This is a genomic window from Companilactobacillus allii (genome assembly GCF_001971585.1).
GTDB classification, from domain to species: domain Bacteria; phylum Bacillota; class Bacilli; order Lactobacillales; family Lactobacillaceae; genus Companilactobacillus; species Companilactobacillus allii.
Map to the genome: position 1 here is coordinate 769,746 of NZ_CP019323.1, position 13,363 is coordinate 783,108.

A 13,363-nucleotide genomic window follows, 5' to 3' on the forward strand; every position below is an offset into this window, starting at 1 on the left:
CATTATGAGTATCGTTATAGAATATAATTCATTTCAGACAACAAAAAAAGCTCCCTTTGGCGCGGTACTTGAGGGAACTAAAGTGAGATTTCAGATTGGGGTTCACACTAATGATTCGATCCAACAGGTGAATTTGCATGTGGCACAAGATGGACATTGGGATTCTGAACACAAAATTCCAATGACTTTAGGAAAAATGCACTATCAAACTGAATTCACACCGGAGTTTTCAGGTTTATATTTTTATTATTTTGAAGTTGTAACGGATAAGGAAAGTTGCTTTTATGGTTGTACAGATGGTGGATTTGGTGGAGAAGGAGTGGTCTACTTCCAAAGAAGCGATGTACAAATGTATCAACTGACCGTTATAAATGAAGTAGAAACTATTCCTGAATGGTACCAAAAGGGATTGGCATACCATATTTTTGTGGACCGTTTTAATAATGGTAATGAAGATGGACACATCAATTCGCCTAAACCTAATAGCTTTATTTACGGACAAAAGACTGATTTACCAATGTATATCAGAAATAATAAGCAAGAAGTCGTCCGTTGGGATTTTTATGGTGGCAATTTAATAGGGATTCAGAAGAAAATACCTTATTTAAAAGAACTTGGAGTGACGATTATATACTTGAGTCCTATATTTGAAGCAAGTAGTAATCATCGTTATGACACCAATGATTATTTCAAAATAGATCCAATGTTGGGGACACTGGTTGATTTCGATAATCTGGTTACCACCATTCATGAAGCTGGAATGCGTGTGATTTTAGATGGTGTCTTCAACCATGTTGGAGTCAATTCCAGATATTTTAATAAGTCAGGCGAATACGACACAATTGGTGCGACTCAATCTAAAGACAGTCAATATTTCCCATGGTTCACTTTCACCAATTATCCAAATGAATATGACAGCTGGTGGGGTGTGACAGATCTGCCGACAGTTAATAAGAACAATGAAGATTTTCAAAAGTTCATTTATGGTGGCGATAACTCAGTAATTGATTATTGGACTTCACGTGGAGTTGATGGTTGGAGATTAGATGTTGCCGATGAATTACCGGATGAATTCATTCTGGGAATTCGGCAAACGCTGAATAAATATCCCGATAAAATCTTGATCGGTGAAGTTTGGGAAGATGCCTCGCATAAATTGGCCTATGGCAAACGTCGCCACTATCTTGAAGGTAATATGTTGCAAGCGGTCATGAATTATCCACTGCGAGAATTGATAATTCGTGTCTTAACTGGAGACTTGAAGCCTTTGGAGTGGTGGCTTGAATTAATGACATTGAAAGAGAATTATCCCGATACAGTTTTCAGGTATAATTTTAATAATATAGGAAGCCACGATACACAGCGCATTTTAACTGCGCTACATGGCAATAAAAATTGGTTGAAACAAGCTGTCGGTTTGTTGTTCACTTTGCCCGGTGTACCTTGTGTTTATTATGGGGATGAGGTGGGACTAACTGGTGGTAAAGATCCTGATAATCGAGCCTTTTTCCCATGGAATGATCAAGATGAAGATTTATTGAAGTCAGTAAGTCAGTGGTATAACTGGCGAACTAAACATGCATGGATAGATACGGCGGAGTTCGCACCGTTTTATCTGAGTGAATATGGAATAGGGTTTGTTTATTGGAGCGGTGATAAGAGGTTGGTAGTTGTTTTGAATACATCTTCCAATCAAGCTTTGATCAAGGATAACGACTTTATGATGGACGTTGTTCCATCTGAAGTTTCCGTTGAGATACGGGAGTTGTTTAGTGGTGAGGTTGTTGGTGATTTTCAAACCAGAGAGTGGAAGAAGCCGGAGAGAGTGTCAAAGGACGGGAAACCTTGAGCATTGCCTAGAATAGTGATTTTACTACGCAGTAGTGAAGTCACCATTCGTAGCAAGCGCAGAGGTTTGTCCTTTGTAAACTCGTTTCCACTCCAATAGAAGATAAATACTATACAAGGTTTTAGGTTTTGAATTTTATCTACAACAAAAAAGACTAGAGATTAATTTCCCTAGCCTTTTTTGATTGTTGTCATAAACGAGTTGCAGAAGCCAGATTCCTGCGCCTGCTACGAATAGTAAATGCATCACTTCGTGATACCTTCACTATTCTAGGCAGTGCTCAGAATCTCCCGGCTTCTTCCACTCTCTGGTTTTGAAACGAGTTGCAGAAGCCAGATTCCTGTGCCTGCTACGATTAGTAAATGCACCACTTCGTGGCACCTTCACTAACCTAGGCAGTGCTCAGAATCTCCCGGCTTCTTCCACTCTCTGGTTTACTCTCTAATCCTTGAAATTACCACTCTCAACATCTTTAATAAATGTCTTCAAATGATCAAAGTAAACAGGGGCATTATCAATCATATGATGATGACCACCGTTTGGTGTTGTAACTAGTCTTGCATGAGGGATCTTCTCTTGCATGATCTTAGCTGTTGAAATAGGCATACTTTCGTGTTCACCAAATGTAAGTAGTGTTGGTACTTTGATTTCGTTTAGGTGTTTTCTAAAGTGCCATTCCTTTAATTTACCAGTGATAACGAATTCGTTGTCTCCTTGGAATGCGTTATATACAGGTGTAGCTGTTGTATCGATCAAGTGTGAGATAGCAGCTGGTTGTTTCCTATCAATGTATTCTCTGTTCAATACATCAACGTAACTTTGATATGTGGCATCATCAAGGTCATTTTCAGCTTCTTTTTGTTCCATATACTTAACTTTGTCAGGACCAAGAGCATCCATTCTGCATTGATTGATGCTTGTAACGTATTCGTCAATTTCATCAACCATACTTGAGATGATTGCTCCCTTAAGGTGTTGACCATATTTAGCAGCGTACATTTGTACTAAAGCGCCACCCCATGATTGACCGATTAAGTAGAAGTTGTCTAAGCCAAGCTTTTGTCTAACTTCTTCGACTTCATCAAGGAAGTAGTCATAGCTCAAATACTTTTCAGCAATTTTGGGATCGCTGTAGTCGGGTTGATCTGAGTACCATGAGCCAAGTTGATCATACATTGATACTTGAACGCCTAAATCGGCAAGTTCTTCACCGAAGTTTTCCCAATATTCGTGATTTCCACCTGGTCCACCGTGTAGGCAGAGTAGTTGAATATCGCCATGACCTTGGGTATTTGTCCATAAATGGTAGCCATTATCGAGAGTGATAATTGTTGTGCCTTGTTTCATAAGTTTTCACCTTCCTATTGTTATTAATACAATTATATATCTATATTGTATCCAGTCCAAATACATTTGTAATATTTGAATAAACAAAGTTTTTATAGTTTTTTACAAAACTTGACCGTAATCAAGTTGGACTCTGCTCAAACCTAATACAATGTATTTGTGCTTAGGAGGAAAGATAATATGAAATTTAATATATGGGTTCAAAAAAATCAAAACAAAATGACTGCAGCAATCGCCATTTTGATCGTAATAAGTTTTATTGGTAAATTTGCTAATCTACCAATGGTGGAAACACCAGCAATGATATTAGCAAGTATCATAGGTGCAATTCCAGTGTTCTTACATGCTTTTACAGCTTTAATCAACAAAGTTATCAGCATTGAACTCTTGGTAACAATCGCCGTAATCGGTGCTTTCGTTATCGGAGAATATGAAGAATCAGCAATCGTTACATTCTTGTTCCTATTCGGTAGTTACTTAGAACAAAGAACATTACAAAAGACTCGTTCATCAGTTAAGAACTTAACACAGATGGCTCCAACAACGGCTGAGTTGGTTGACGAAGATGGCAGTGTTTCAACTGTTGATGTTGATGACTTGGACGAAGGGGACCATGTAATCGTTAAACCAGGTGGTCAGATTCCTGTTGATGGTAAGATCATCGAAGGTAAAGGCTACATGAATGAAGCTTCTATAACTGGTGAATCAACTCCAGTTGAGAAGAGTATCGGGGACAAGGTCTTCGCTGGATCATTGACCGACAACGGAACAATCACTGTCGAAACAACATCTGTTGGTGAAGATACAACATTTGGTAAGATTATTGAATTAGTTGAAGAGGCTCAAGATAGCCAATCTCCAGCTGCTAGATTCATTGATAAATTTGCAACATACTATACACCAGCCGTACTTATTATCGGTATTCTAGTCTGGGTATTCACACGTGATTTCCCATTAGCTATCACGGTTTTAGTTCTAGGATGCCCTGGTGCCTTGGTTATCGGTGCCCCAGTATCAAACGTTGCCGGAATTGGTAACGGTGCTAAGAATGGTATCTTGATGAAGGGTGGAAATGCTGTAAACAGCTTCGCCAAAGTCGATACATTAGTTTTAGATAAAACAGGTACATTAACTACAGGTAAAATGAGTGTCACAGGATTGGATCACTTTGGGGATGACAAGAATGCGGATATGGCATTACTTTCAGCCGTTGAAGGTACATCTGATCATCCACTAGGTACTGCAATTAATAAATATATTACTGATCAAGGTATTACAGAGACAAAAGATCTACCAGAATTAGATACAGTTAAAGGTCAAGGTTTACAGAGCAATGACAGTAGAATCTTAGTTGGTAATGAACGTTTGATGAAGCATAACGGCGTTACAATCTCTGATGATGCTCGTAAAGTTATTGATACAAAGATGAATAATGGGGACTCAATTGTTCTTATGGCAGTTGATTCAGAATTGAAGTTAGTCGTTGGTGTTAATGACCAATTAAGAAGTGACGCATTTGAAGGATTAACAGCAATCAAGAATGCCGGAATCAAGCGAGTTGTAATGTTGACAGGTGATAATAAAGTCGCTGCACAACACGTCGCAGACAGATTACCAGTTGATGAAGTTCATGCAGAATTACTTCCAGAACAAAAAGTTGATTTTGTTAAGAAGTTCAAAGAAGAAGGTCACAAAGTTGCCTTTGTTGGTGATGGTATCAATGATAGTCCTTCTCTTGCTACAGCCGATATCGGTATCGGTATGGGAAGTGGTACAGATGTTGCCATTGAAACAGCCGATGTTGTCTTAGTTAAATCAAGCTTTGACGCACTAGCACATTCATACATCTTGGCTAAGAAGACAGTAGCTAATACACAAGAAAATATCATCATCGCCGTAGGAACCGTTGCTCTACTATTATTAGGTTTATTAGTAGGAGTTATCCATATGGCAAGTGGGATGTTTGTCCATGAATTCAGTATTCTAGTAGTTATCTTCAATGCAATGAGATTGTTAAGATTAAAATCTTTCAAAAAATCTCCAAAACTTGACGTAAATCAAGTTAAGACAGCATAAAAGATACTATTATATGACTTGTAAGTTAGTTAAAGATAAATAGGAGGAACTTAAATATGGCAAAAGTAGTATTACAATTAGGCGAATTAACATGCCCATCATGTATGACAAAAATTCAAAAAGCAGTTTCAAATCAAGACGGAGTTTCAGATGTAAAAGTTATGTTCAATGCAGGTAAAGTTAAGGCTGACATTGATGAAGCAAAAGTAAGTGGTGAAGATCTAGGTAAAGTTATCACTGAACTAGGATATGAAGTTAAAAAGATCAAGACAAAGGAGATTGCATAATGACAGAGCTAACAATTGATGAAAAATTCGAGGCAGAACAAAAACAAGCCGACGCCGATCACCACAAACCAACAGCCGGTGCAATGACAGGACACATTGTTTCCAATCATGCATATATCAATATCAAGTTGCATCAACTAAAGTGGTTCGTTAAAGGACCAAACGCTGAAAGCTACAAGTCAGTTTTGAATGATACAATCGATGAGAATAACGCATGGTTCGATAAAGTAGCCGAACAATTGTTGGACGAAGGCGAGTTGCCACCATCAACAATGAAAGAATATACAGATTACACAATGATCGAAGAAAACGGTGCTAATAAGTACTTGAATGCTCAAGACATGATTCAAACAGTTGTAAATGACTTTGCAACTGATAACATGTTTATAACAAGAGCAATCAAACTAGCCCAAAACGAAGATCGCCCATTCATGGCTCAAGTACTAGTAGAGTTACTAGGCTGGAATAATCATCAAATTAGAATCTATCAAGCATTACTTGGTAATAGTGCACGTGTTGGATTTGAAGAAGATGATGAGGACGACGAAGACTAGAGAGTGCAGGAAGGGTGCCCAGACTCTGAGCATTACCTAGATAAGTATCATTATCACGAAGTGATGATGGAACTTATCGTAGTAAGCACAGGAGTCTACCCTTCCGGAACTCGTTTCAGAAGTAAAAAAGAGAGTGCAGGGAAGGTGCCCAGACTCTGAGCATTACCTAGATAAGTATCATTATCACGAAGTGATGATGGAACTTATCGTAGTAAGCACAGGAGTCTACCCTTCCGGAACTCGTTTCAAACCACAGAAAAAGCAAGCAGAGGAGTTTACTTTTTCTAGCAAAACAAAATAAAAAAACTTAGACAAGCAAATAGAAGGGCCAAAAAGGTCCTTCTATTGCTGTATCAAAATAGAAAAGGAGTAAGCCCAATGGCACATTTAGCCCATAACCATACAGCAGAAGATTGTGTAGAATTAGTAACAATATTCCAATCACTTTCAAAAGAGGATACCAAAACAGTTGCGTCACTAGTTTCAGATAAGCATTACCAAAGTGGCGAGTACATCTATCAAGCCGGTAATTCCGCTGATGCATTAACGATAGTTGCACACGGTCAAGCCAAAGTATTTCAAATCGCTACCAATGGTAAAGAACAAATGTTGAGAATTCTTCAAACTGGTGATTTTGACGGAGAAGCTGCACTTTTCAGTAACAAAGATCGTACAAGTTTCGCACAAGCCTTGATGGACACCGATGTTTGTCAGATCAAACGTAGTGACTTTCAGAAGTTGATGAAGACATCACCAGAGTTAGCTGTTAACATGGTCAATGCCTTTGGACAACGAATTGTACAACTTGAACAACAAACCACTGAGGCTGCTACGTCAAGTATTGAAAGCCGTCTAGCCAGTTATTTGTTGGAGACCAGTGCAGGATTGAAAAAGGAACAATTCGAATTACCCCTTAAGAAAAAAGATATTGCAACATATCTTGGAACAACGCCAGAGACAATCAGTCGTAAGCTTAGTTCATTAGCAAAAGATGAATTGATCGAGAAGAAATCTAATACATTGATCAAGATATTGGACGCTGATGGATTGGCTATGGTGGAGTAGAAAACAAAAATGGAGCCGACTCACAATTGAGTTAGCTCCATTTTACTTACCAGATTAATTGGCAATAATCCACTCATTAGTGGCTACTCGAGACATCTTTACATGATTAATGGTTCCAACCCGGTCAGTTTGATATTCATCAGATGATATACTTCCGACAACGTTACCGAATTCATCATATATCTTTGAATCCTTTGACGTTACAATACTTGATACTGGTTGATATTCTAGTACATCAGAAGCTGCGACTCATTCATTAGTTGAAACACGATAATACTTTTGACCATTGAAGTATGCATAACGGTCAGTTGCCCAATCCGTTCCACTCTTCAATGCTCTAGAAGAAGCTTTGCCCGTTGAGTCAATCAACGACTTATTACTATCATAGTAAGCATGTACTTGTGAAAGATTATCATTATAAAGATATGCATCACTTTCTTTGACCCATTGATCAGTTGCCACTCGATAATATGTCTCACCGTCAAGAGTCATTTTCTTATCAGTGACCCAATTACTATATTTTGATAGCGATATTGACACTGCTTTACCGTTAGAATCATAGACAGTAGTAGCGTCCTTTGTGATAGAGAGTTTAGCGTCAATATCAGAAACTTCAGGAGTATCATAATCGCCATCATTATCATCACTTCCACCACTACCTTGATTATTTCCACCACTAGTAGGTTCATCAGCGACAACAGATGCATTCACTACTAATGTGTCATCAGTACTAGAGGCATCAATTACAAAGGAACTATCTTTTAACTTGTAGCCAGTTGGAGCTTTTAATAGAGACTCCACAGTCGTTTCACTAGTTGGAGCATCTGATGTATCACTAGAGATAGTTTTGTTGTTAGCGTCAACGTAATTAATCGTTATCTTGTTAGGCTGACCATAAATTGCTGTAACTGTGATTTCTCTATACGGAGCAGGTGGTAAAAGGTCTGGATCTAATAAAACGTCACTATTACTAGTAATATAGCCTACCGCATCATTAATACTTGTGAACAACCCTGTGAAGGGGAAATCTTGCGACTGATATTGGAACGTGGAAAGATCAAGATTTATGGTATATCCACTTGGAGCATCTGGACTTATTAATACTAAGTTATTTTTGTCCCATGATTGCATTTCATCGTAGATAATTAAGTTACCAATTTGTTGAATGATCTTAATTTTATAATATGGATCTGCTACTTGAACGTTGTATCCAGTATCAGTCTTTTCAAATGATTTATTTTGTAAACTAAACGCATTACCTGATTCATCCTTAAATGTTGAAATGTCTGGAATATCATTAGTTGTGAAATCACCAGAATTCAAATCATAATTATAAAGTGTCTCACTATGAATTGTCTTACCTGTGTCATCAACGTAATTTATCACTGGAAATTCTATATCATTTTTTGTGTACACCATAACAACTTTACTTTTGTCCATATTTACAGTGCCATAACTTGCCATTTGGTCTTCTGAATAGGCACGATCATCATCAGTTTCATTAAGTTCCATTGAATATGTAGATAATGACTTATCGAATGTATATCCAGGGATTTCCTTTCCCAAGGTGTCATAATCAGGTGGATTAACTGTAGTAGTATGATTATCAGGATCTGAAAAATTTAGAGTAGTTGTTGTTGGCTTGCTTATCTCATTTCCTAAACTATCTTGATAGTAAACTGGTATTGGTACTTCAATATAAATATTAACTAAAAATCCAAAACTGATACTATCAAAATCTGTATCATTAGCGGAGTCTATTGTTATAGTAGTATCCTTAGTTGCTGGAATTTTTTCAACCTTATTGTAATCTTCTAGATTAAAAGATTCTTTGTTTACACTATAAGAAGTGGTTGTTTCAGCGATATTATTATTAAAAATTGGAAACTCATTGTTCTCTAGTTGAGACAACTTGAAACTGTCATTAGCATAAAGAACTTTCCACTCAGTGGTTTCTAGTGAGCCATTAGGTAGTCCACTAAAAACATTTGAAAGGTTGCTTAATTTACCATTTACGAATCTTCGTACAATTAAACGTGCCTTGATTCTGGAAACGTCAAAGTAATAGTCGTTAGTATCTTTGTTAAGGGTTATCGAAAATGACGTGAACTGGTACAAATTGTAAATTTTGAGATCTTTGAGTTTCTCATAGGTTGCGTCTTTACCTATTACCTCTCCAACTTTCCCTGTTCCACTATATACGTTGATAGGATTACCATTGGCGTCTTTAATCGTATTATTATCTTCATCTCTCAAATAAATGTTGAACGAAACGTCGTCAGTTTCGTCAGTTTCGTCAGTAGCTGAAGTGTCATAAGAAATTGATTTTGACGCAACGTTGGAAGAATTATCGGAGTTTGAAGCAGTGGCATCTTGACTAACTTGTGTAGGTGTATCAGTTGCAACACTAAGAGCTCTAGTATTGTTTGTGTTAGAAGTTGTATCGCTACTTATTTCTGTAGTTGAATCATCCGAAGTAGTAGGATCTGTATTTGTATCTGTATTTGTATCTGTATTTGTATCTGTATTTGTATCTGTATTTGTATCTGTATTTGTATCTGTATTTGTATCTGTATTTGTATCTGTATTTGTATCTGTATTTGTATCTGTATTTGTATCTGTATTTGTATCTGTATTTGTATCTGTATCTGTATTTGTATTTGTATCTGTATTTGTATTTGTATCTGTATTTGTATTTAAATTTTCAGAACTTACATCGCCAATGTCAGAAGCATTATCTACATCAGTAGTTGAAGTGTCATCACTTGGTAGTGTTTGTGATGTTGAAGAGTCGACACTATCAGCCTTTACTGTATAAGTAGTACTTCCTCCAAAAATGATAGCTGAAAAAAGCGATATTCCTACAATATTTATTTTTTTCATGTTCATCCCCCGCAAATTTAACTTAATAATATCATGTAAATATTAATTTATATAGTACAAAATTAATTATTAACAAATGATAAAGCATAAATTTGATTTAAATAATTAATTAAAAAATATCAATACAAAATGTCTGTAACTGCAATATTTATCAGATGACGAAAAATGGTATTATACCAACGTTTGCAGGACATAACAAAAGTCGTAACTTTTGAAATATACCTATAAAAATGGTAATATTATTTAACTAAAAATTTCGAGGTTAATATGACGGAAAAATCTGAAATTAAGCAATTAGATGAAAAAACAATCGAACAAGATCATCTTGATGATGTTGTCGAAAAAATCAAAATATCTGAGAACAAACTAAAGGAACATATCGATATCGCAGAAGATGACTTGAAAGTTATCAACGGTGCCTTTGATGATATCCATGTTGGTATGGATGGTGATGCTATCTCAATGGATTCAGCACTCTCCATCCATGCTCAGCAACAAATGCTTGATGAGCGTAATAACAGTTGGCATCAGTCAAAACAACGCTTAGAGATACTTAAAAAGCTTGAGAACAATCCATTCTTCGCTAGATTGGACTTCCAAGAAAAGGGTGAACCCAAACGAGAAACAATATATATTGGGTTAACTTCATTTACCGATAAGACGGATCACTTCTTAGTTTATGATTGGCGTGCACCGATCTCATCAATTTATTACGATGGGAAACTTGGAGATGTTGAATATCAAACACCAGACGGACTACAAAATGTCGATCTATTTTTAAAACGACAGTTTTTAGTTGAGAATGGTAAGATACAAGCCTACTTTGATACTCAAGAGACTATTGGGGATCAGATGTTACTGGAAGTATTGGATGGTAAATCTTCGACCCACATGAAGGGTATCGTTAAGACTATTCAATCAGAACAAAACAAGATTATTCGTGATACAAAATCTAAGCTCTTATTCGTTCAAGGTGCCGCAGGTTCTGGTAAGACATCTGCTATATTGCAACGTATCGCCTTTTTACTGTACAGATATCGTGGTACTTTAACGTCTAGTCAAGTTGTAATGTTCAGTCCCAATATGCTGTTCAATGACTATATTCAAGATGTTCTACCAGAGATGGGTGAACAGAATATGGTACAGATGACATATAGTCAATATCTAGCACGCCGTTTGCCTAATATATCTGTTGAAAGTCTTTCACAACAATTCGAAAAACAAGAAGATCCTGTTAAGAAGAATGTTTCCAAGTTCGTCTCTGATATTGAGTTCTTCAAGATCTTGACCAATTATGGTAAGTTATTGAATCAAAGTGGTGTCAGTTTCAAGAATATTAAATTCCAAGGGAACATTTTCATTCCCAAAGAGAAGATTGCTGAGATCTACTATAGTTTTGGTCCACAATATAATCTGGGAAACCGACTAGATGCCACAGTTGAACGTCTCCAGAAGATGTTGCGTCGTAAAGTTGGTTCGGAGATGCGTTCTAAGTGGGTTTCTGAACAAATTGAAGATTTAAGCCAAGAACAATTGAAGATGTTGTATGACACGGCTGACCAAGAGTTCAAAAATGGTGATGATGAGCATAGATTCTTAGCTCGTAAGATCGTCATGGCAGCTATGCAAAAAGTTTATAGCCAGATTATTCACTTGAGATTCTTGAATGTATCAGTTAATTATCTGAACTTCTTGAAGGCAGTACCTAAGATAACTGACTTGAGTAAGCACGGTATTACTGAGGAACAATGGAAAGAAGACATTGATGACTTCGTTGAGTTGTTCAATAATAAGCAGATCTCAATGGATGATCTGAGTCCATACTTGTACTTGTATGACTTAGTTACTGGCAAGCACGGTGAGACAGATATGAAGTTTGTCTTTATTGATGAGATTCAAGACTATACGCCATTCCAGCTAGCTTACTTAAAGGACAAGTTCCCGAGAGCACGTTATACAATGCTAGGAGATTTGAACCAGTCGATCTTCACTAAGAAGAATAGTCAGACACTTTTGTCAGAGGTTCAAGGATTATTTAATGCGGATGAAACACGTGTTGTACAACTGACACACTCATATCGTTCAACTAAGCAGATCACTGATTATACCAAGTCTATCTTGACTAATGGTCAAAGAATCGAGCCATTCAGTCGCGAGGGTGACTTACCTAATTTGTTAGTAGCTAACTCGATCGACGAGTCGTTATCACAAGTTATCGATCAGGTTAACAAGAATGATGAGAAGAACTATACAACAGCTATCATCACCAAGTCACTAAAGGAGTCACAAGAAGTCCAAGAACTCCTCCAAAAAAAGGGTGTAGAGGCGACTTGGATCCGTTCAGAGAATCAACGTCTAGCAACAGGTACGATAGTTCTGCCATCGTATTTAGCTAAGGGATTAGAGTTTGATGCAGTCATTATGTGGGATGCTTCCAAGAATAGATTCGACACAGATGAGCAACAGTTAGTTTATACTATTGCGTCACGTGCTATGCACAGATTAACTATCGCTACTGTTGGTGAATTGTCGCCATTACTGCAACGTGTTCCTGAAAAATATTATACGAAGTAAGATTTTGATTAGAATTGAGTTCACAAGCTGTATAATTAATTACTACGAGATAGTATTAGTGATGAGGGGGCATGTTTTGTGGCAAGCCGAAAAGATACTGCATACGACTACATTAAAGAATCAATCCTTTCAAATAAGATGGTTCCTGGTGCGGTTATAAAGGAAATCGAATTATCTGAGGAATTACAAATGAGCCGAACGCCGATAAGAGAGGCTATTAGAGAATTACAAGTGCAAGGTTTGGTTGAGAGTTTCCCGGCAAAGGGAACGGTCGTTACTAAGCTAACTGAAGAAGATGTAAAGGAAATATTTGAATTAAGAATTGCCTTGGAATCTATTGCACTGGAAAAGAGCATTGATCGCATACTGGATAAGGAATTAGATGATGTTGAAGCGATATTCAACGAAGCGGTTAAGGGTTTCAATTGGGAAAAGCTCCACGAAGCAGATCGAAAATTACATGGATTGATCGTTAACAAGTCAGGAAGTAAGCGCCTGATTCAATTCTTGGATATTTTGAGTATTCAAATAGAGAGATTACGTAGGTTAAGTACTCAAGATCCCAAAAGAAAAGATGATTCCTATAAAGAACATATGGAAATTATCCATCAATTGCGAAATCACGACTTAGACGGTTGTAAAGCTGCTTTGGCACTACATCTAAATGCAGTTTGTACATCAGCGTTGCAGTTTGTTGATTATCAAGGTGATTTCTATTCATAGAGTCT

Annotated in this window: 9 protein-coding genes; 7 read left to right on the forward strand and 2 right to left on the reverse strand. The window is 37.1% G+C overall.

Annotated features, from left to right (window positions below; translation table 11 throughout):
* The first annotated feature begins 4 nt into the window (after positions 1-4).
* A complete protein-coding gene (locus BTM29_RS03670) occupies positions 5-1,849 on the forward strand; it encodes a glycoside hydrolase family 13 protein (protein WP_076614210.1) in 1,845 nt (614 codons plus the stop codon).
* Between the two features lie 441 nt (positions 1,850-2,290).
* Here BTM29_RS03670 and BTM29_RS03675 read toward each other — a convergent pair whose 3' ends face one another.
* Entirely contained in the window at positions 2,291-3,196 is a 906-nt protein-coding gene (locus BTM29_RS03675) for a proline-specific peptidase family protein (RefSeq protein WP_076614211.1), read from the reverse strand.
* A gap of 180 nt (positions 3,197-3,376) precedes the next feature.
* Between BTM29_RS03675 and BTM29_RS03680 the strand changes: the two genes are divergently transcribed.
* The 4 genes from BTM29_RS03680 (at position 3,377) to BTM29_RS03695 (ending at position 7,178) form a co-directional block, all read left to right on the forward strand.
* Positions 3,377-5,272, forward strand: a complete 1,896-nt coding sequence (locus BTM29_RS03680) for a heavy metal translocating P-type ATPase (protein ID WP_076614212.1) — start codon at positions 3,377-3,379, stop codon at positions 5,270-5,272.
* Positions 5,273-5,328: 56 nt separating this feature from the next.
* Positions 5,329-5,559, forward strand: a complete 231-nt coding sequence (locus BTM29_RS03685) for a heavy-metal-associated domain-containing protein (RefSeq protein WP_076614213.1) — start codon at positions 5,329-5,331, stop codon at positions 5,557-5,559.
* Positions 5,559-6,113: a ferritin-like domain-containing protein gene (locus BTM29_RS03690; RefSeq protein ID WP_076614214.1), complete on the forward strand. Its 555-nt coding sequence runs from the start codon at positions 5,559-5,561 to the stop codon at positions 6,111-6,113. Before BTM29_RS03685 ends, BTM29_RS03690 begins: the two co-directional genes overlap by 1 nt.
* A 378-nt stretch (positions 6,114-6,491) precedes the next feature.
* Positions 6,492-7,178 carry a Crp/Fnr family transcriptional regulator gene (locus BTM29_RS03695; RefSeq protein ID WP_076614215.1) on the forward strand — a complete coding sequence of 229 codons (687 nt, stop codon included), beginning with the start codon at positions 6,492-6,494 and terminating at the stop codon, positions 7,176-7,178.
* Positions 7,179-7,427: 249 nt separating this feature from the next.
* Here the strand turns inward: BTM29_RS03695 and BTM29_RS03700 are convergent, their stop codons facing one another.
* Entirely contained in the window at positions 7,428-10,061 is a 2,634-nt protein-coding gene (locus tag BTM29_RS03700) for an SLAP domain-containing protein (RefSeq protein WP_157886436.1), read from the reverse strand.
* A 267-nt stretch (positions 10,062-10,328) separates the two neighbouring features.
* Between BTM29_RS03700 and helD the strand changes: the two genes are divergently transcribed.
* Both helD and BTM29_RS03715 read left to right on the forward strand, forming a co-directional pair.
* A complete protein-coding gene (gene helD, locus BTM29_RS03710; RefSeq protein ID WP_076614218.1) occupies positions 10,329-12,635 on the forward strand; it encodes an RNA polymerase recycling motor HelD in 2,307 nt (768 codons plus the stop codon).
* A gap of 78 nt (positions 12,636-12,713) precedes the next feature.
* Positions 12,714-13,358, forward strand: coding sequence for a GntR family transcriptional regulator (locus tag BTM29_RS03715; RefSeq protein WP_083685911.1), 645 nt, complete (start codon positions 12,714-12,716; stop codon positions 13,356-13,358).
* Positions 13,359-13,363 lie beyond the last annotated feature (5 nt).

Excerpts from the sequence above, each read along its gene's own strand:
- BTM29_RS03670 (WP_076614210.1), top strand. The coding sequence starts at position 5 with ATGAGTATCGTTATAGAATATAATTCATTTCAGACAACAAAAAAAGCT.
- BTM29_RS03675 (WP_076614211.1), bottom strand. The coding sequence starts at position 3,196 with ATGAAACAAGGCACAACAATTATCACTCTCGATAATGGCTACCATTTA.
- BTM29_RS03680 (WP_076614212.1), top strand. The coding sequence starts at position 3,377 with ATGAAATTTAATATATGGGTTCAAAAAAATCAAAACAAAATGACTGCA.
- BTM29_RS03685 (WP_076614213.1), top strand. The coding sequence starts at position 5,329 with ATGGCAAAAGTAGTATTACAATTAGGCGAATTAACATGCCCATCATGT.
- BTM29_RS03690 (WP_076614214.1), top strand. The coding sequence starts at position 5,559 with ATGACAGAGCTAACAATTGATGAAAAATTCGAGGCAGAACAAAAACAA.
- BTM29_RS03695 (WP_076614215.1), top strand. The coding sequence starts at position 6,492 with ATGGCACATTTAGCCCATAACCATACAGCAGAAGATTGTGTAGAATTA.
- BTM29_RS03700 (WP_157886436.1), bottom strand. The coding sequence starts at position 10,061 with ATGAAAAAAATAAATATTGTAGGAATATCGCTTTTTTCAGCTATCATT.
- helD (WP_076614218.1), top strand. The coding sequence starts at position 10,329 with ATGACGGAAAAATCTGAAATTAAGCAATTAGATGAAAAAACAATCGAA.